Below are 17,893 nucleotides of genomic sequence, written 5' to 3' on the forward strand. Positions count from 1 at the left end.
GCTCAGTACACGCGGCCCCCGTGGACCGGGCCCGCGCGCAGGTACTCGACGCCCTCGAGCACGAGCCGCCCCGTCGACGGCTCCACGTGCCCCACGCGCCGCCGCGTCATCCAGGCCCGGTCCACCTGGACCAGGCTCCAGCCGTCGCAGTCCACCGGGGATGACCCGACGAAGCGCCCCAGGTCCAACGTGAGCTCCCCCTCGGACGTCACGGGGAACTCGACCTCCCGCGCCCCCCGTGAGGGGACCGCCACGGTCTCGAAGCGCGCGCCCGCCAGGTACTCACAAGCGGTGCGCGGGGGGCCTGTCAGCGCGGCGGCCTGGCGCGCCTCACGCGGCGAGCGCCGCTCGGACATCTCGTCGATGGGCCCCTCGGGCCGTGCCCAGGGCAGCACGGCGTCCGCGCCCGAGGGCGCGGTCGGGTGGTCCGGCAGCACCGCCGTCACCTCCACCCTCCGGAACAGCCCTGGCTCGACGAGGACCGAGCTCGCGCGGCCGTCCTCCGCGACCACCGTCACGAACCTCGCGTGAGGCAGCTCCACCCGGAAGACGCCCCCGGTGAACGCCACCCGCCCCTTCATCCGAGGCTCATTGCCACACAGGCCGCCCGGCAGGGTGAAGGAGACGAAGCCCCGGGCCACGGGCCTGCCGCGCGCGTCGAGCACGCGCCCCCTCACGTCAATCCCATCCTCGAAGGTGCGCATCGGCCCGGAGGGCCCCTCGACCCGCGAGACCGGCAGGAACACCGTCGTCGGCTCCGGCGGGCGGACGTCCCAGAGGGCCCCGCGCGACTGGCTCAGCAACAGCAGGAAGCCCCCCGTCACCAGGACCTGGCGCCAGGGTCCCAGCCGCCTCCACACCGCCGTGGTAGCCTGCGGGATTCCTCCTCCCTGCCTCCCAATCCCCATGAAGAAACTCCTGATGGTCGCGGGCGTGCTGTGCGTGCTGCTCGCGGGTTTCGCGCTCAAGACAATGAGAGACGCGGGTCAGTTCCGCTCCATCGCCCCCCACGCCCCCGGCAGGTGCAAGCCGGTGTCGGGCATGCCCGGCGCGGAGGACCTCACCTTCCATCCGAGCGGCGAGTACGCCTACGTGTCCTCGCACGACCGCCGCGCGGCGATGGCGGCCGGCGCCCCCGTCCGGGGCGACATCTACCGCTACTCGCTCGACGGCGACACGCCGCCGGTGCTGCTGACCGGGAGCTTCCAGGGCACCTTCCAGCCCCACGGCATCAGCCTGTACGTGGACCCCACCGGCGCGCAGACGCTCTTCGTCGTGAACCACCTCCCGGGGCACCGCAACACCATCGAGCGCTTCGAGGTGGGCAGCGACGGCCTGCTCGTCCACCGCGCCACCCGGGGGGGCCCCGAGCTCGTCTCCCCCAACGACGTGGTCGCCGTGGACGCCGAGCGCTTCTACGTGACGAACGACCACGGCAACCCGCCGGGCTTCTGGCAGACCCTGGAGGACTATCTCCAACTGGGCCAGGGCAACGTCCTCTACTTCGACGGCCAGCGCTTCAAGAAGGTCATCGAGGGCACCACGTACGCCAATGGCATCAACCGTTCCCACGACGGGGCCACGGTGTACCTGGCGCAGGCCGTGGGTCGCACGCTCGACAGCTACTCGCGCGACGTGGACACGGGCGCGTTGACCCTGCGCCACTCGCTCGCGCTGGACACCGGCCCGGACAACATCGAGCTCGACGCCGAGGGCAACCTCTGGGTCGCCGCCCATCCGAAGCTGCTCGACTTCGCCGCCTACGCGGGCGACACCACCGGCAAGGCCCGCGCGCCCGCCCAGGTGCTGCGCCTGTCCGGCACCGACGCGGACATGAAGGTCACCGAGGTCTTCCTCGACGACGGACAGCAGACCTCCGCCACCGCCACCGCCGCCGTCTTCGGCAAGCGGATGCTGCTGGGCCCTGTCTTCGAAAAGGACTTCCTCGACTGCGAGCTGCCCTGAGGCCCACCAGAATCCGACGCGCCCCTTGCCCCCCAGTCCCAGCCGGCTTGTCCTGACTTGAGGGGCTCCCCACCCTCCGTCGTGTCGAGGTAGGGCGAAGTGTCACGAGGGGGATGGCTGCATGGGGAGTCGGCTGGGTTGGCGAGCCATGGTGGGGCTGGGTGGGCTGCTCGCGACGTTCGCGCCCTGGAGCGCGCAGGCCACCGAGCACGAGGGCGAGGACTGGCGCCCCAGCTCCGGGTACTCACTCAAGAAGGACAAGCGGCACCGCCGTCACCACGAAGAGGCCGCCATGGGCGGCTCCGGCCTGGCGGCCATGTATCCGCGGCTGGGCGGTCACGTGGGCTTCGCGCTGCCCGTGCTCAACATCACCGACGATGACACCACGGTCATCGGCGGGGACTTCTTCTCCCTGGGCCTGACGCCCGGCATCTCGCTGAAGCTCACCGAGCAGTGGACGCTCGACTTCGAGTTCATCGCCTTCAGCCGCTGGGACTTCGAGAAGGACGGCGAGCCGGAGCGGGTGGGCACCAGCTTCGTGGTGGACCCGGGCCTGCTCTACAATTTCGGCGGCTTCACCGCCGGCGTGCGCCTGGCCATGCAGGTGGGCGCGGGCCAGCCGTTCAACCTGGGCGTCGTGCCCATCGTCGTGAAGCCCTTCCCCATCACCGAACACCTCAAGTGGTTCCTCGAGCTGGACCTGCCGCTGTTCTTCACGGGCGCGCCGGGCGACAGCGGCATCAGCTTCGGGCCGCAAATCCAGACGGGCATCGCCTTCTGAGCGGACCTCACGGCGCGTCGGAGGACGCGGCGTTGTTCCACCGGGGCTCGCCACGCGGGTCCTGGCCCCTGTCCGCGGAGTCGAACAGGAGCAGGTGCTTCTCATGCACCGGCCTGGGAGGCACGGGCGCCAGCACCAGCCCCGCCTGACGCAGGACCCGCGCGAAGGGGGGATGGAGGATGGCTTCGCGCCACCGCGCATCATGGCGCTCCGAGTCCTCGGCGCTCAGGGTGACCCCCGCCGCGAGCAGCGCCTGGAGCAGTTCCAGCTTCGAGGCGTCCGGGCACTCGCGGGCGTCCAGGGCCGACAGATACAGGAACGCGCCCTGGGTGGCCTTGTCCCAGCGAGCCCCATGGCTCAGCACCAGGGGAATCATGCTCGGACGACAGGCCCCCGTCGCCGCGTACAACAGGGCGCCCACCTTCCCCGCCGTGCTGGGATTCGCTTTCGCCTCCAGCAGCAGCCCCACCATCTCCTCGTCCGCGGGAGCGCCCCCCGGGCGGTTCACCGCGGCGCCCAGGGGCATCACGTCCCCCCGGCTCGGCAGGTTCGGGTCGGCGCCCTTCTCGAGCAGCACGTCGACGACCGCGCTGCTCCCCGACTGCACCCCCGCCACGAGCGGCGTGGGCAGCCGAGGCAGCTGGGCATTCGGGTCCGCCCCCGCCTCGAGGGAGCGCCGCACCAGGTCCGCATGTCCCAGCCGGGCCAGCTCCGCGAGCGGCGGCCACCGCGCCCCCGCCTCCACGAGGACCTCCACGGTCTGCAGGTCCCGCTGGAGCAACGCCCGGTAGGCGGGCCAGCGCTCGAAGCTGGCTTCGTTGCCCTTCGGCGGAACCCAGCCCGCGCCCACCGCCGCGCGCATCAACAAGGGGCTGCGGTGCTTGAGGGAGAGCTCCGCGGCCCGCTCGAGCACCCGGACCTGCACGCTTCCGCGCAGCTCGCGGCTCAGCGAGAGGGCGCGCGTGGAGTCCCGGCTCCGGAACGCCGACAGGAGGTCCGCCTCCCGCAGACACCCCTCCTCCTCCGTGTTCGCGCCCACGAGCCCCGCCTCCACCGCGGACAGCCCCTGGAAACGAGCGAAGCACCGCGCGGTCCACCCATGGGGCGGCCAGGCCTCCGCGTGCCGGGGCACCCGCAGCGAGGGGTCCGCCCCCGACGAGAGCAACAGCCGGGTGATGGCCACATCCGCCTTCTCGGCCGCCGCCATCAGCGGCGAGAGGTTCCGCGTGGCCTTGGACCTGCCCGGCAGGTTGATGCCACGCCCGGAGGCGATGAGCTCACTCAGGCGGAACCCGTCCGAGCGGAGCACGGCCTCCATCACCGGGTCCTCCGCCACCTCCACGAGCGGGGTCGCCCCGTCAGCCCCTCCCTCGATGCCCTCGGGTCGCTCGCCCGCCGCGCCACAGGGCTCAGGCGCTGCCGTCGTCGCCGCGCAGAACTTCACGCCATCGCAGTAGGCCAGGACGCGGCAGTCGCGCGGATGCTGCCCGCAGCGCTCCACCGGCAAACCCTCGCACCACACGACAGGGGCCCGCACGGTGCGGCCAGCCTCGCCGAGCAACCCGCGTTGCTTCAGGACGAACAGCCCGGCCGCGGCGCCCATCGAAAGACAGAGCGCCACGAGCACCAGGGCTTTCGTCACGCCCCGGCTCCGGCGGTGGGACGACCAACGGGGGGCGGCAAGGGCCATGGCTGTCATTCAACCCAATGACAGCCCGCCTTGGATAGCCACCCCCCGGTGGAAAACTCAGCCCTTCTTCAGGAGGTTGTCCGCCACGAAGTCCCAGTTGACCAGGTGCGTGAGGAACGTCTCGATGAACTTGGGCCGCAGGTTGCGGTGGTCGATGTAGTACGCGTGCTCCCACACATCGATGGTCAGCAGCGCCTTCTGGCCGTGCTTCATCGGCAGGTCCGCGTTGCTCGTCTTGGTGACGGCCAGCTTGCCATTGGCCAGCACCAGCCACGCCCAGCCGGAGCCGAACTGCGTGGCGGCCGCGTTGGAGAACTCCTCCTTGAACTTGTCGAAGGAGCCGAAGTCGCGCTCGATGGCCGCCAGCAGCTCACCCGTGGGCAGCCCGCCGCCCTTGGGCTTCATGCAGTTCCAGAAGAAGGTGTGGTTCCAGACCTGGGCCGCGTTGTTGAACACGCCGCCGTCGCTGCTGAGGATGATCTCCTCCAGGGACTTGGAGGCCTCGGCCTTGCCGTCCAGCAGCTTGTTGAGGTTGTTCACGTACGCCGCGTGGTGCTTGTCGTGGTGGTACTCCAGCGTCTCCTTGCTCATGTGCGGAGCGAGGGCGTCATGGGCGTAGGGAAGAGGGGGCAACGTGACGGCCATGGTCAGGTCCTTTCCAGGGTAAAGGGACGAGGACACCTACCACCATCCCACCCAGGAAGAGGGCCTGACTCCAATCCATTGGCGTGCCGCCAACCTGCTGGAGCCCCCCGCCCATCCTCGGGTCAACACTTCGACGCTTCGTACGAGGGCCCGCCCTCCGGGTGGGCGGGCCCGCGCGTGGAGCGTCGCCTTTCACACGGTGGGAGGCCGCACCAGCAGGACGGGCCGCGAGGTGCGCGTCAGCACCGCCTGCGTCGTCGAGCCGAGCAGCGCGCGCTTGAGCCCCGTGCGTCCGTGGGTCCCCATCACCACCGCGTCCACGCCCAGCCGCTCCGCCGTCTGCACCAGCGCGGTGACGACGTCCTCGGCATCCATGATGACCTCCGCCTGCGCGCGGCGTCCGGTGGCCTCCGCCTCGCGCGGCACCAGCGCCATCAGCCGGCCCCGCTCCGTGTCCACCTGCGAGCCCAGCTCCGCCACGGACACCAGGTAGACCTTGCCCCCGGGAGGCACCAGGCCGAAGGCGTGCGCCACCGCGTGGTTGCCGGTCTCGGAGAAGTCCGTGGCCACCATGACCTCGCGGAACGACGGCAGGGGCGCGTCCACGCCCGGCGCCATCGCCTGCGACGGGATGCAGGCCACCGACACCCGCGCCAGCCGGAGCGCGTTGTGGGACACGCTCCACATGCGCCCCAGCGCCCGGCGGTGGTGCGTGCCCACCACCAGCAGGTCCGCCTGCTCGCGCGCGGCCAGCTCCACCAGGTGGTCCGCGATGCGGCCCAGGGACGGCTCCAGCACCGTGCGCACCTTCACGCCCTGCGTGCCCAGCGGCGTCACCAGGGCTTGCGTCTCCTTGTCCAGCACCGCGCGCAGCTCCGGCGTCACCTCGGCCAGCTCCATGGGCCGCGGCAGGCCCAGCCGCCGGTACTCCTCGTCCGGCCACACCACGCGCGCGCCCACCACGTCCAGCGGGCCCCACACGCCCAGGGCGCGCACCCACTCGCGCGCGGCCTCGTACGGCAGCGAGCGGTCCACCCCCAGCACCACCTTGAGCGGCCGCTGGCCCCGCGCCCACGCCTCCATGGCGTTCGCGTCCTGCACGGCGAGCAGCGGCACCTCCAGCGACTGCGCCAGCCGGTCCACCGTCCCGCCGACGCCCAGGAACGGCGCCTCCTTGCTGGGCGAGGCCGCCACCACCAGCATGGCCAGGCGCTGGCGGGCCACGTCGGCGACCTCGGCGGAGGGCTCGCCGGTGCGCAGCTCCTGCTCCACGCGCGCGCCCTTCTGGGACAGCCGCTTCGCCTCGTCACCCAGCGCGGCCTCGGCCGCCTGGAGCAGCGAGGGACCGAAGGCCCGCGCGGAGTTGGGGTTGAGCACGTGCACCAGGAACAGCGGCACGTTCGCCTTCCGGGCAAGCTCGGCGGCGACGTCACACGCACGGCGCGCGGCATCGGAGAAGTTGGTGGCGCAGACGATGGACATGGGGGACTCCTCGAGTCGGCTACGGGATGGGGTTCACGCGGGCCGCACCTGCTCCACGCGCACCTCGTTGACCAGGGGCTCGCCGCGCTCGAAGGCCCGGACGCTCGCGAGCGTGGTGTGGGCGATTCTGCCCAGCGCCTCGCGGGTGAGGAAGGCTTGATGCGAGGTGACGAGCACGTTGGGGAAGGTGAGCAGTCGCGCCAGCACGTCGTCCTGGAGCACCTGGCCAGAGAGGTCCTGGAAGAAGATGCCCTCCTCCTCCTCGTACACGTCCAGGCCCGCCGCGCCGATGTGGCCGGACTTGAGCGCGTCGAGGAGCGCGCGGCTGTCGATGAGCGCGCCCCGGCCCGTGTTGACCAGCACCACGCCGCGCTTCATCCGTGCCAGCGCCTTCGCGTCCACCATGTGGTGGGTGCCCGGCGTCAGCGGCACGTGCAGCGAGATGACGTCGCTGACGGCGTAGAGCTCCTCCAGCGTCACGTAGCGGGCGCCCACCTCGCGCGCGAAGGCCGCGTCGGGAGCAGCGTCGAAGCAGACGACGTCACAGCCGAAGCCCCGGAAGATGCGCGCCGCGACGCGGCCGATGCGGCCCGTGCCGGCGATGCCCACCGTCTTGCCCGCCAGGTCGAAGCCCACCAGCCCGTCGAGCGAGAAGTTCCAGTCGCGCACGCGCGCGAAGGCGCGGGGGATGTGGCGGTTGAGCGAGAGCACCAGCGTCACCGCGTGCTCGGCCACCGCGTGCGGTGAGTACTCCGGCACGCGCGTCACCCGCACGTCCAGCCGCCGCGCGGCCTCCAGGTCGATGTGGTTGTAGCCCGCCGAGCGCGTGGCCACCAGCCGCACGCCGCACGCGCGCAGCAGCTCCAGCGTGGCCGCGTCCACGCGGTCGTTCACGAACGAGCACACGGCGTGGAAGCCCTCCGCCAGCCGCGCGGTCTGCGCCGTGAGGCGGGGCTCCAGGAAGGTCAGCGCATGGCCGAAGTCCGCGTTGGCTTCCTCCAACGCGCTCCGGTCGTAGCGATGGGTGTCGAATACCGCCAGCCGCATGCCTGCCCTCCCGCCGACGGACCGGGTGCCCGTCGTGCTGGTGCTCCCGTTGCAACGCCCACACCATGCCCTCCTCGTGGCCCGGGCGCGATGGAGGACCGCGAAAAAGCTGCGCACGTGCGACAAAGGGCGCAAAAAGTTCGGGGCACCGTGGCGGGCGAGCAGGCGGTGCCCTCGGCGTGACGTGCTCGCGGGGGACGCGCCGGGGGCCCGCGCGGCCTACCTTTCGCAATGAGAGGCTGTCGAGAAGGAGGCGTCATGTTCCGCTGCGCGGCCTGTGGTGCGTTCAATCGTGTGAGAGAGCCCCGGCCCTCGGGAAACCCCGAGTGTGGCCGGTGTCACCGGGCGCTGGACCTGTCGGGCGCGCCGCAGGAGGTGGACGGCGAGGGGCTGGACCGGGCGGTGCTGGGCTCGCCGGTGCCCATCCTGTTGGACCTGTGGGCGCCCTGGTGCGCGCCGTGTCGCGCGGCCGCCCCCATCCTGGACGCGGTGGGCCGGGCCCAGGCGGGGCGGCTGCTCGTGCTCAAGCTCAACACGGAGCAGAACCCGCGCTCCGCGAGCGCGCTCGGCGTGCAGGGCATCCCCACGTTCGTGGTGTTCCAGGGCGGGCGCGAGGTGGCACGGCGCAGCGGGGTGATGCCGAAGCCGGAGCTGGAGCGCTGGGTGGCGGGCGCGACGTCGGCGCAAGGAGGCACGGGCGTGACGGCCTGAGTCGTGCATTCGCGTGCGGCCCGCGCCTCGACTCGGGGCCCGCGCAGGAGGGGAGTCGACATGGAGTCCGAGGCCGCGCTGCTGACGGACCTCTACCAGCTGACGATGACGGAGGCGTACCTGGCCGAGGGCCAGTGGGACGAGGGGGTGTTCAGCCTCTTCGCGCGCCGGCTGCCTCGCCAGCGCAACTACCTGGTGGCGGCGGGCCTGGAGGACGTGCTCCAGACGCTGGAGGACTTGCGCTTCGAGTCCGAGGACCTGGCGTGGCTCGAGTCGACGGGCCGCTTCTCGGACCGGCTCTTGCGCTGGTTGGAGCGCTTCCGCTTCAGCGGGGACGTGGACGCGATGCCGGAGGGCACGCCGGTCTTCGCGCAGGAGCCGCTGTTGGAGGTTCGGGCGCCGCTGCCGGAGGCGCAGCTGGTGGAGACGTACCTGCTCAACCTGGTGCATCTGCAGACGCTGGCGGCGTCCAAGGCCTCGCGGGTGGTGGAGGCGGCGAGGGGCCGGCCGGTGATGGAGTTCGGGCTGCGGCGCATCCACGGCGCGGACGCGGGGCTGAAGGTGGCGCGCGCGGCGTATCTGGCGGGGGTGGACTCGACGTCGAACGTGCTCGCGGGGAAGCGGTATGGGATTCCGCTCGCGGGGACGATGGCGCACAGCTACGTGCAGTCGCACGACGATGAGCTCGAGGCGTTCCGCGCCTTCACGCGCGTGTATCCGGACGCGACGCTGCTGGTGGACACCTACGACACGCTGCGCGGCATCCAGCACGTCATCCGGCTGGCGCGCGAGCAGGGAGAGGAGTTCCGCGTGCGCGCGCTGCGGCTCGACTCGGGGGACCTGCTCGCGCTGTCGCTGGCGGCGCGGGAGCTGCTCGACGAGGCGGGGCTTCAGCGCGTGCGGCTGGTGGCCAGTGGCGGGTTGGACGAGGAGCAGGTGGCGGGGCTGCTCGCGCGCGGGGCGCCGATTGACAGCTTCGGCGTGGGCACGGCGATGGGCGTGTCCGCGGACGCACCCTCGCTGGACATGGCCTACAAGCTGGTGGAGTACGCGGGCCGGGCGCGGGTGAAGCTGTCCGCGGGCAAGGCGCTGCTCCCGGGGGCGAAGCAGGTGTACCGGCAGGAGGAGGACGGCGTGGCGAGGCGCGACCTGCTGGTGCGGCGGGGGGACGCCGCGCGGGGGCGTCCGTTGTTGCGGCCGGTGATGCGCGCGGGACAGCGTGTGCCCGGGGCCGTGGCGTCACTGGCCGAGGCTCGGGAGTACGCGCGTCGGGAGCGTGAGCGCTTGCCCAGGGAGGTGCGGGCCCTGGAGCCGGCGAGGCCGCCCTACTCGGTCGTCATCGGGGACGGGCTGGCGCGGGCGCGGGCTCACGAGGTGGAGGTCTGGGCGACCGAGCCGTGATTCACCGAGGCGTTTCGCGCGAGGACGCCGTCCACGGCGAAGGCGCCGCTGCCGAGGAGGACCTGGGTGACGAGCGCCATGATGAGGAAGGCGACGTACTCCCAGCCTCCGCCCGGGTTGGTGAACATCCAGCCCAGGGAGGCGTGGGACGCGAAGGCGCCGAGCAGCACGGGCAGGAGCGCCAGTGACACGAGGCGGACCCGCAGGCCCGCGATGAGCGCGAGGCCGCCGAGCAGCTCCATGGCGAACACCGGCGTGGCCATCCACCCGGGGAAGCCATGGGCCACGAAGAACCGGGCGGTGCCCTCGAGGGTGAAGATGAACCACTTGGCGCCCGCGTGGGCCAGGAACACGACGCCCAGGGACACGCGAAGCACGGTGGCGGCGAGGGCGGATGAAGGGGGGTGGGATGCGCTGCCGAGCATGACGATGACCTCCGGAAGACGGATGAGCTGACGCGACATGGAATGCGCGCCGGGCGGCTCCGACGGAAGGTCAGCTTCGAGAACGAATCGTTCTGCTGGCAGGACAATCCCGGGCGTTGTCCCGCCTGCGTCAGCGCTCGGAGGCCCGCGCGTGAGCAGGCGGAGGCCCCGCACGAAGTTCGCCGGCGAGCGCTCTGCTCGGGCTCGACGCGCGGCTGCCACGCGCGGAGGCTCAGCCCCAGCGCGAGGAGCGGAACTCCGAGGCCAGCACGTCGAGCAGGGCGCGCACCAGCGGCGCGGGGGAGCGCCCCGCCGCGTGGACGGCGTGGATGCCCACGGGCCTCGGCATGAAGTCGTCCAGGACGGTGACGAGCCGCCCCGCGCGCAGGTCCTCGGCCACCATGAAGCGCGGCAGCACCGCGAGGCCGATGCCCTCCGCCACCGCCTCGCGCAGCAGGGTGCCGTTGGCCACCGTCAGCGGACCGCTCACCGACACGGGGATGCGCCCCCGGGGGCCGTGGAAGCGCCACTCGTCCTCGGCGCGCAGGTGCGCGTAGCGCAGGCACGCATGGCCCGACAGGTCCTGGGGCCCGCGGGGTGTCCCCCGGCGCTTCAGGTAGGCAGGGGCCGCGCAGACACACAGCGCGGTGGTCGCGAGCTTGCGCGCCACGAGGTTCGAATCGCGCAGGCGCGTGATTCGCAAGGCGACATCCACCCGCTCCTCGACCAGGTCCACCAGCCTGTCGCTCAACATCACCTCCACCGAAGCCCCCGGGTGGGCCGCGAGGAAGCGCGCCAGGGGACGGGCCAGGTACATCTGCGCGAAGCTGATGGGCGCGTTGATGCGCAGGCTCCCCCGCCCCGCGTCGGAGGCCCCTCGCGTGGCGGCGCCCGCCTCCTCCAACAGGCGCGCGGCGTGCGCGTACACGCCCATCCCCGCGTCCGTGACGGAGAGCTTGCGGGTGGTGCGGATGAGCAGCCGCTCCCCCACCCTGGACTCCAGGCGGGAGACGCGCGCGCTCACCACCGACTTGGACACCCCGAGCACCTCCGCCGCCCGGGTGAACGAGCGATGCTCCACCACGCGCGCGAAGCAAGCGAGGCCCAGCAGGTCATCGAACAGAGGCTCCGTCACGCGCGCAGGCTGCCACGGACATACCTCCAGGACCAGACACACACATCTACACCGTATTTCCAATGCAACCGGGTGACTGTTATGCCGCCGTCACGCGGAGTTGACGTGGAAGACCGCCCGGAGCGTCGGTCCCACTTGTCACAATGCGGCCTCACCCTTTCACCACGAGGAACGGATGACACGAGCAACCACAGCGAAGACGTGGCTGGGCCTGGGACTGTTCGGAGCGCTGGCGGCGATGACGTGCGCCACCACGGCGGCGGCCGAGGCGCCGCGTGCCGAGGCGCGGGCGGCCTTCACCTCTCCCTGGTCCGCGGCGGCGTCGATGAGCCAGGTGCGCGCGTACCACACGGCGACGCGGCTGCCGACGGGCAACGTGCTCGTCACGGGCGGCAGCGGCTGGGGCAGCGTGACGGCGTCGACGGAGACGTACAACCCGAACACCAACACCTGGGCGGCGACGGCGACGATGAGCCAGACGCGCTCGAGCCACACCGCGACGCTCCTGTCCTCGGGCAAGGTGCTCGTGGTGGGCGGCCAGGGCGCCGGCACGCTGGCGAGCGCGGAGCTGTACAACCCCTCGACGAACACGTGGAGCGCCACGGGCAGCCTGGCCACGGCGCGGCGGGGCCACAAAGCGGTGGTGCTGTCGACCGGCAAGGTGCTGGTGTTCGGCGGCTTCGGGGCGACGGCGCTGAAGAGCGCGGAGCTGTATGACCCGGCGACAGGCACGTGGACGGCGACGGGCTCCACGTCCGTGGTGGCGGGCCGTACCAGCCTCACGCGGCTGCCGTCCGGCAACGTGCTGGCGGTCAACGACGACGGCGTCGTCGGCGCGGCCGAGGTCTACAACGTGAGCACGGGCACGTGGAGCACCGCCGCGGCGGCGCCCGCGTTCTACGGGCACGCGGCCGTCCTGCTGAACCAGGGCGCGGTGCTGGTCGTCGGTCAGGAGCAGGGCCAGTTCGCGAGCGGCGCGTGGCTGTTCTGGCCGGAGGACAACGAGTGGGAGTACACGTCCTACGCCACCGAGGAGCGCCGCATGGGCCACTCGCTGACGCTGCTGCCGTCGGGCAAGGTGCTCGTCGCGCGCGGCACGCGCAACCAGATTGGCGGCGTCACGGAGGTCTACGACCCGCAGGCCTTCTGGCAGCTGTCCGTGGTGGGCAATGACCAGCCCACGCAGGGCCACACCGCCACGCGCCTCATCAACGGCAAGGTGCTCGTGGCGGGCGGCTCCAGCCAGGAGGAGCCTGAGCTGTACTCCTCCGCGGAGCTGTTCACCGAGTAGCCCGTCGTCTCGGCGCTGCCGCGTTCGTTCCGGCGCGGCCTCCCCGCCGAGGTCCTCCGCGAGAAGCAGAAGCCCTGAGCCATCACCTCACGGCTCACGGCTTCACCCACTCCTCGCTGTCCGGGGGCCCACCGAAGTCATCGCCCTTCCTGGGAGGCTGCCGCGAGCGCTTCACCGGCAGCCTCCACCCGCGCCGCACGGAGATGAGCCGCACCAGCGCGCCCACCGCCATGCCCGCCGCCAACGCCAGACGCCTGTGCCCCATGAGCGAGAACACCAGGCACACCAGGCTCGCCGCGAGCGCGGCGATGGCGTAGTACCCGGGCTCCGGCCTCATCACCGTGGGCGTGCGCCGGATGAGCACGTCGCGGATGATGCCGCCCCCCGACGCGGTGATGATGCCAATCAACACCGCCGTCCCCGGACTGAGCCCCACCTCCAGCGTGCGCTGCGTGCCCGCCACCGCGAACGAGCCCAGCGTCAGCGCGTCCAGCATCGACAGGAGCTTCACCGTCGGCCCATGACGCAGCTCGAAGAGGAACGCGGCGAACGCCCCCGTGAAGGCCGCGACCAGGTACGCGGGCTTCACCAACACCAGCGGAGGCCCCACCTGCAGCAGCGTGTCGCGAAGGATGCCGCCCCCCACGCCGGACACCAGGCCCAGGACCAGGAAGCCCATCAGGTCCATCTTCCGACGCTCCGCCAAGAGCGCGCCCAGCACCGAGCCGGAGAACACCCCCAGCAGGTCCGCCACCAGGGTCCCCAGTGAGATGACCTGCTCCTGGACATCGGGTTCCGTCAGGTCGAGTGACATGGCATGCGCGAGGCGGCCCGTCAGCGCTCCACCCCATTGGCAGCGTGGGGACGACACGCCTCGCGGGCAATCCACGCCGACAGAGCCAGGGGCCGTCCGCACGGCGCTCCCACCCCAGCGGGCAACCTCTCGGGCGACGGCGCGACACCTCACGCCCCCGTGGACGTGCTCCGAGCGCGACAACACCTTCCTCGGGTAACCCCCTCCTCACCATGAACGACCAGCAGCCCACCGCCGAGGCCATCGCCGTCCAGGCCGGCCGCATCCTCGCCGTGGGCACCCGCGCCGACATCCTCGCGCTGCGCGGCCCCGACACGGAGGTCGTCTCCCTGCGGGGCGGCACCATGATTCCCGCCATCGTCGATGACCCGACCACCACCGACGCCGCGGCCTCCGGCGACGCCGAACCTCAGGGCACGCTCGAGCCCGGTCAGCGCGCCAACTTCGTCGTGCTCTCCGACAACCCGCTCACCATCACGCCCCGCGCCCGCGAGGACCTGCGCGTGCTGCACATCGTCAAGGACGGCGAGAGCCTCTACTTCGACAACGCGCGCGCCGCGAAGGAAGACGACGACACCGTGTTCAGCGAGGCCCTGTTCCTCGACGAGAGCGGCTGGCTCGTCTGAGCCCGCCTGCCTTCATCCGGCGAGAAAATGGAAAGACATGCGGCGGAAGCGACGCGTCGTGACGCGGGGAGCGGGGTGAATGGCACCCACGCGCGAGTGGGCTATCGGAAACTTCCTCGCCGGCTACTCCGAGGGTGACTTCCTCCCACTCCGGCCGTTCTGCGATGGTGTGAAGGAACCCCGCACCGGAGAGCCTCCATGCTCCGCCATCTCGGCCCCGCGTTCTTCCTCGGCACCATGCTGCTCGGTGGCGCTTGCAAGAAGTCACAGGACCCCGTCCCCGAGACGCCCGCGGCGCCCAAGCCCGCCCCGGAGCCCGTGCCCGCCTTCTCGCTGTCGCTCCTCCAGGACGCGGCGCCGGCGGGCTGTACGTGGCTGCGGCAGGACACCACGGGCATACGCAAGGCCCTGGTCACCGTGGAGGCCCCCTGCGCGCGGGTCAGCCTGGCGTGGAGCCCGGACGGCAAGCAGGGCATCCTGGTGGACCGGGGCAACGGCAACGTGCAGCCGCGCGCCTGGAGGGTGGACTTCGACGCCGCCCAGGGTGTCCCGCTGCCGCTGCCCACCGAGGGCCACACGGACACGGTCGGCTTCGACGCCCGGGGGCAGGTGGTGGCGCTCGTCTCCCAGCTCGAGGGGCTGACGCGCAAGGAGGAGCGCGGCGAGGAGTTCTTCGTCGTCGACGGCCGCAAGCTGAGGGTGCCGGAGATGGAGGGCAGCAGCCCGGGCCTCGCCCACGCGTACCGCCGCGAGGGTGTGACGTGGAAGCGCATCGAGTCGGTCGCCACGGTGTACGAGACCGAGGACGCGCCGGGCACGAGCGCGCTGGCCACCGCGAGCCAGCTGGTGTCCTCCACCGTCGGCACGGACCCGGACGACCCCGTCGCGACGGAGCTCTCCGAGGGCAGCGAGGACGCCGTGCGACTGGACGCGGTGGTGAAGGACAAGGGCCATACGGAGTACGGCGCCTGGGTCTCGCTGGAGACGCATGGCGGGCCGCTGTACGCATGGCGCGCGGCGACCGAGCTGCCGGTGCTGATGCTGCCGCTGCGGTGGGAGTCGGAGGACCGGCTGTCCGAGCCCGAGTCCCTGTCCCTGTCGCCCACGGAGGTGGTGGCCGTGCGCGTGAGGGGCGCCCTGCTGCTGGTGAGCGCGGAGGCCCACGCCCGCATCTACGACGCGCGCACGAAGAAGCGCATCGCGTCACTGGACGACGTGCACGACGCGCGCTTCTGGCCCAAGCAGCGCACGGTGACGGCGGCCATCCCGACGGCGGGCGCGTCGGCGGCGCAGTAGTCCCCTCAGGTGCACGAGCGCGCCCAGCGTCGCCGCGACGCGAAGGCAGGGCCCTCCTCCACGGTGGCGACGCGGAGCACTGAGCGCGGCCGTCAGGGCTTGAGGGCCCCGGGCGCGAGGATGGCCGTCATGATGGCCACGTAGCCGCCCACGCCGATGCAGCAGGTGAGCGCGGGTATCAGCAGCGCGCCGAACACCGCGGGTCCCCAGCCGACCCCGTGCAGGCTCCGGTACGCGGAGACGCGGACGCCGAGGCTCCAGAAGGGCAGCACGTACATGCTGCAGAAGGGCACCAGGCCCGCGAGGTTGACGCCCTGGGACAGGGCATGGCCGCGCAGCGTCGTCCTGAACGTGCCTTGCGCGCCGGCGACCTTGAGCACCAGGTGGTCCAGCCCCGCGACAGCGAGCGTGAGGCCCATGCTCAGCAACGGCAACAGCAGCATGCAGACGACGAAGAGGACCCCGACGACGCCGCGGAAGAGCGCGGGGTGGGTCTCGTTGTCGGAGCCGCTGGCGGGGAAGCTCTCGTAGGGGAAGGCGAGCAGGAAGAGGGTGTAGAGGAGCCAGGTGGAGGCGTAGCCCACGAACGCGCTGAGGCCGGCGAAGAGGAGCGAGTCGCCCACCGACGCCTCGCGAGACATCCGCTCGAAGGTGGTGACGGGGCGGAGCATCACCTCGACGCACGTCTTCCAGAACGCCTTGACCCAGCCCAGCTCCGCGCGCTGGTCCCAGGGGAGCAGGGCGTGGGGCACGCGGGCATGGCACGACTCGCAGACCAGCTCCCGCCGAGGACCTCGGCGCAGACACCGGGCGCACGCGAAGGCGCCGCAGCGCTCACACGCATGCTGGCTCATCCACTGGGGATGGACGGCGCACACCGGAGCGCCCGAGTCGGGCGGAGGCGAGACGAGGAAGGAAGCGCCGCAGCCACCGCAGCGAAGGGCACCCGCCCCCATGGGGAACTGGCAGAAGGGACACACGAGCTCGGACACGCTTCACATCCTCGCACAGTCGCAACGCTCGCAAGGACATGGCGGGAGACACCACCGGGAGCGGCTCACGCTCAGCGCCTGCCCGTCTGCCCTCGGGGACTCGACGAGCGAGCCACCCGCTCAGGACATGAGACACGGACGCATCAGCCCGTGGTCACTCCAGCTCGCGACGCGAGCCCCCGCTCAGGGCGACGGACGCGGCCGCACCAGTCCGTGGTCATCCGGAACGGGGCCCGCGCCACGGTCTCCACCGCTCCGGCTCGCGGGGTCCACCGAGGGCTCCGGCCGGGCCTCCCGCGCGCGGCGCGCCTGGCGCAGCGCCGCCTTCGCCTCGGCCTTGTGCCCCTGCGCCTTCTCCCGCTTCGCCAGCGCCTCCCACAGCTCCGGCGACTCCGGGTGCAACGCCACCGCCGCACGCAAGAGCCCCAGCCCCACGCGCGGAGACTCCGCCTCCGCCACGCGCTTGAGCAGCGGCGTCGGCGCCAGCGCCAGCATGCCCTGCGGCGTCGCGTGGGCCTCGCGAAGCTGCCCCAGCACCTCCTCGTCCCGCTTCGCCACCAGCAGCGCCTGCGACAACGCCAGCCGCGCGTCCACGCTCCTCGGGTGCAGCTCCACCGCGCGCTCCAGCCAGCGCAGCCGCCCCGCCTGCTGCTTGCGCCACGCGAAGCGCTCCGCGATGCGCAGCATCTCGTCCGAGTAGTCCGGCCGCACGTCCGGCGACAGCCCCGCCGCCTTCTTCACCACCGCCCAGCGAGGCTCCGGGTTCGACTCCTCGTCCAGCCGCTGACGCTGAAGCTCCGGCACCTCCGCGCGCTTCCACCCCGCCACGAAGCGCAGCAGGTCCGTGCGCAGCGGCTCCCCGAAGCGCTCCGTGTCCGGCACCCCCTGCGCCTCACACGCCGCCAGGTAGTCCGCGAAGAACGACAGCGGCCCCTCGGCCGGATACGCCAGCAGCCGCTCCGGGCCCCGCGCCTTCTCCAACGTGCGCGCCATGTGCGCGCCCACGCGGATGAACACCGACCCCAGCCGCGGGTCATGCCCACCGCGGATGCGCTCCAGCGCCGCCTTGCCATCGCGCGCAATCGCCTTGCGGTCCAGCAGCTCCGACACCCGGCTGAATGCACCCGGCAGGTCCTCCTCCGCCGGCAGCGAGCCCGGCCCGCGCGTGGCCCACAGATGGTACGCGAGCCCGTAGCTCGCGATGCGCCCCAGCCCCTCGTACACCACCGAGTCCACCGGGTCCGTGAAGTGCGCATCCCGCCGCGTGACGCCCTGCTCCAGCACCCCCTCCATCAACCGGATGGACAGCCGGCGCAGGCGCTTCGCCTCGCCCTCGATGTTCGTGGCCAGCGAGATGACCGTGTCCTCCGCGGGGAACATCACCAGCAGCGTCGTCGTCTCCGGTTGCCCTCCCGCGTGCGCCACCAGGTAGTGGCCTCGCAGCGGATAGGTCGCGAAGCCCATGCCGTAGTCCGTCAGCCGCCCATCGCTCGTGGCCATGGACGCCTGCATCTTCCCCATCGTGTCGCGAGACACCAGCCGGTGCGACAGCACCGCCCGACCGAAGCCGAGCATGTCCCCCACCGTCCCCC

16 protein-coding genes and 1 pseudogene are annotated in these 17,893 nt (G+C 72.0%); 7 read left to right on the top strand and 10 right to left on the bottom strand.

The features are described from left to right. Nucleotides 1-2: 2 nt before the first annotated feature. Nucleotides 3-908, bottom strand: coding sequence for a hypothetical protein (locus tag FL311_RS29040; protein ID WP_141330124.1), 906 nt, complete (start codon nt 906-908; stop codon nt 3-5). On the opposite strand from FL311_RS29040, the gene FL311_RS29045 reads away from it, so the two are divergent. Continuing rightward, nucleotides 907-1,965: an SMP-30/gluconolactonase/LRE family protein gene (locus FL311_RS29045; RefSeq protein ID WP_141330126.1), complete on the top strand. Its 1,059-nt coding sequence runs from the start codon at nt 907-909 to the stop codon at nt 1,963-1,965. The genes FL311_RS29040 and FL311_RS29045 overlap by 2 nt on opposite strands. Before the next feature lie 121 nt (nt 1,966-2,086). Beyond that, complete coding sequence (locus tag FL311_RS29050; protein WP_141330128.1) at nt 2,087-2,746, top strand: hypothetical protein; 660 nt, start codon at nt 2,087-2,089, stop codon at nt 2,744-2,746. Between the two features lie 7 nt (nt 2,747-2,753). Here FL311_RS29050 and FL311_RS29055 read toward each other — a convergent pair whose 3' ends face one another. From FL311_RS29055 to FL311_RS29070, 4 genes are all read right to left on the bottom strand, one after another. After that, entirely contained in the window at nt 2,754-4,388 is a 1,635-nt protein-coding gene (locus FL311_RS29055; protein ID WP_141330130.1) for an ankyrin repeat domain-containing protein, read from the bottom strand. Nucleotides 4,389-4,493: 105 nt separating this feature from the next. Continuing rightward, entirely contained in the window at nt 4,494-5,081 is a 588-nt protein-coding gene (locus tag FL311_RS29060; protein ID WP_141330132.1) for a superoxide dismutase, read from the bottom strand. A 192-nt stretch (nt 5,082-5,273) separates the two neighbouring features. Further along, nucleotides 5,274-6,563 carry a universal stress protein gene (locus FL311_RS29065; RefSeq protein ID WP_141330134.1) on the bottom strand — a complete coding sequence of 430 codons (1,290 nt, stop codon included), beginning with the start codon at nt 6,561-6,563 and terminating at the stop codon, nt 5,274-5,276. Nucleotides 6,564-6,596: 33 nt separating this feature from the next. Next, a complete protein-coding gene (locus FL311_RS29070; RefSeq protein ID WP_141330136.1) occupies nt 6,597-7,610 on the bottom strand; it encodes a 2-hydroxyacid dehydrogenase in 1,014 nt (337 codons plus the stop codon). 258 nt (nt 7,611-7,868) lie between these two features. Between FL311_RS29070 and FL311_RS29075 the strand changes: the two genes are divergently transcribed. Both FL311_RS29075 and FL311_RS29080 read left to right on the top strand, forming a co-directional pair. Further along, a complete protein-coding gene (locus tag FL311_RS29075) occupies nt 7,869-8,321 on the top strand; it encodes a co-chaperone YbbN (RefSeq protein ID WP_141330139.1) in 453 nt (150 codons plus the stop codon). Between the two features lie 60 nt (nt 8,322-8,381). After that, a complete protein-coding gene (locus tag FL311_RS29080) occupies nt 8,382-9,722 on the top strand; it encodes a nicotinate phosphoribosyltransferase (protein WP_141330141.1) in 1,341 nt (446 codons plus the stop codon). Here the strand turns inward: FL311_RS29080 and FL311_RS29085 are convergent. After that, nucleotides 9,689-10,186 carry a DoxX family protein gene (locus FL311_RS29085; RefSeq protein WP_228557150.1) on the bottom strand — a complete coding sequence of 166 codons (498 nt, stop codon included), beginning with the start codon at nt 10,184-10,186 and terminating at the stop codon, nt 9,689-9,691. The genes FL311_RS29080 and FL311_RS29085 overlap by 34 nt on opposite strands. Before the next feature lie 193 nt (nt 10,187-10,379). Continuing rightward, the gene (locus FL311_RS29090; RefSeq protein WP_141330143.1) at nt 10,380-11,282 is read right to left on the bottom strand and encodes a LysR family transcriptional regulator; all 903 of its coding nucleotides are present in this window, start codon (nt 11,280-11,282) and stop codon (nt 10,380-10,382) included. A gap of 175 nt (nt 11,283-11,457) precedes the next feature. Between FL311_RS29090 and FL311_RS29095 the strand changes: the two genes are divergently transcribed. After that, complete coding sequence (locus tag FL311_RS29095; RefSeq protein ID WP_141330145.1) at nt 11,458-12,573, top strand: kelch repeat-containing protein; 1,116 nt, start codon at nt 11,458-11,460, stop codon at nt 12,571-12,573. Between the two features lie 94 nt (nt 12,574-12,667). On the opposite strand, the gene FL311_RS29100 is transcribed toward FL311_RS29095, so the two are convergent. Then, entirely contained in the window at nt 12,668-13,387 is a 720-nt protein-coding gene (locus FL311_RS29100) for a trimeric intracellular cation channel family protein (RefSeq protein ID WP_141330147.1), read from the bottom strand. Between the two features lie 212 nt (nt 13,388-13,599). On the opposite strand from FL311_RS29100, the gene FL311_RS29105 reads away from it, so the two are divergent. Both FL311_RS29105 and FL311_RS29110 read left to right on the top strand, forming a co-directional pair. Continuing rightward, entirely contained in the window at nt 13,600-14,013 is a 414-nt protein-coding gene (locus FL311_RS29105) for an amidohydrolase family protein (RefSeq protein ID WP_141330149.1), read from the top strand. Between the two features lie 198 nt (nt 14,014-14,211). Next, the gene (locus FL311_RS29110) at nt 14,212-15,309 is read left to right on the top strand and encodes a hypothetical protein (RefSeq protein WP_141330150.1); all 1,098 of its coding nucleotides are present in this window, start codon (nt 14,212-14,214) and stop codon (nt 15,307-15,309) included. A 92-nt stretch (nt 15,310-15,401) separates the two neighbouring features. On the opposite strand, the gene FL311_RS29115 is transcribed toward FL311_RS29110, so the two are convergent. Then, entirely contained in the window at nt 15,402-16,301 is a 900-nt protein-coding gene (locus FL311_RS29115) for a YIP1 family protein (RefSeq protein WP_141330152.1), read from the bottom strand. Between the two features lie 183 nt (nt 16,302-16,484). After that, nucleotides 16,485-17,893 (bottom strand): annotated as a pseudogene (locus tag FL311_RS29120) (serine hydrolase); the annotation flags it as partial.

Origin of the sequence: Myxococcus sp. AB025B (assembly GCF_006518215.1) — a bacterium.
Classification (GTDB): domain Bacteria; phylum Myxococcota; class Myxococcia; order Myxococcales; family Myxococcaceae; genus Myxococcus; species Myxococcus fulvus.

Bases quoted from the DNA above. Each gene is read 5' to 3' on its own strand.
- FL311_RS29045 (WP_141330126.1), top strand. From the start codon at position 907: ATGAAGAAACTCCTGATGGTCGCGGGCGTGCTGTGCGTGCTGCTCGCG.
- FL311_RS29040 (WP_141330124.1), bottom strand. From the start codon at position 908: ATGGGGATTGGGAGGCAGGGAGGAGGAATCCCGCAGGCTACCACGGCG.
- FL311_RS29050 (WP_141330128.1), top strand. From the start codon at position 2,087: ATGGGGAGTCGGCTGGGTTGGCGAGCCATGGTGGGGCTGGGTGGGCTG.
- FL311_RS29060 (WP_141330132.1), bottom strand. From the start codon at position 5,081: ATGGCCGTCACGTTGCCCCCTCTTCCCTACGCCCATGACGCCCTCGCT.
- FL311_RS29065 (WP_141330134.1), bottom strand. From the start codon at position 6,563: ATGTCCATCGTCTGCGCCACCAACTTCTCCGATGCCGCGCGCCGTGCG.
- FL311_RS29070 (WP_141330136.1), bottom strand. From the start codon at position 7,610: ATGCGGCTGGCGGTATTCGACACCCATCGCTACGACCGGAGCGCGTTG.
- FL311_RS29075 (WP_141330139.1), top strand. From the start codon at position 7,869: ATGTTCCGCTGCGCGGCCTGTGGTGCGTTCAATCGTGTGAGAGAGCCC.
- FL311_RS29080 (WP_141330141.1), top strand. From the start codon at position 8,382: ATGGAGTCCGAGGCCGCGCTGCTGACGGACCTCTACCAGCTGACGATG.
- FL311_RS29085 (WP_228557150.1), bottom strand. From the start codon at position 10,186: ATGTCGCGTCAGCTCATCCGTCTTCCGGAGGTCATCGTCATGCTCGGC.
- FL311_RS29095 (WP_141330145.1), top strand. From the start codon at position 11,458: ATGACACGAGCAACCACAGCGAAGACGTGGCTGGGCCTGGGACTGTTC.
- FL311_RS29100 (WP_141330147.1), bottom strand. From the start codon at position 13,387: ATGTCACTCGACCTGACGGAACCCGATGTCCAGGAGCAGGTCATCTCA.
- FL311_RS29105 (WP_141330149.1), top strand. From the start codon at position 13,600: ATGAACGACCAGCAGCCCACCGCCGAGGCCATCGCCGTCCAGGCCGGC.
- FL311_RS29110 (WP_141330150.1), top strand. From the start codon at position 14,212: ATGCTCCGCCATCTCGGCCCCGCGTTCTTCCTCGGCACCATGCTGCTC.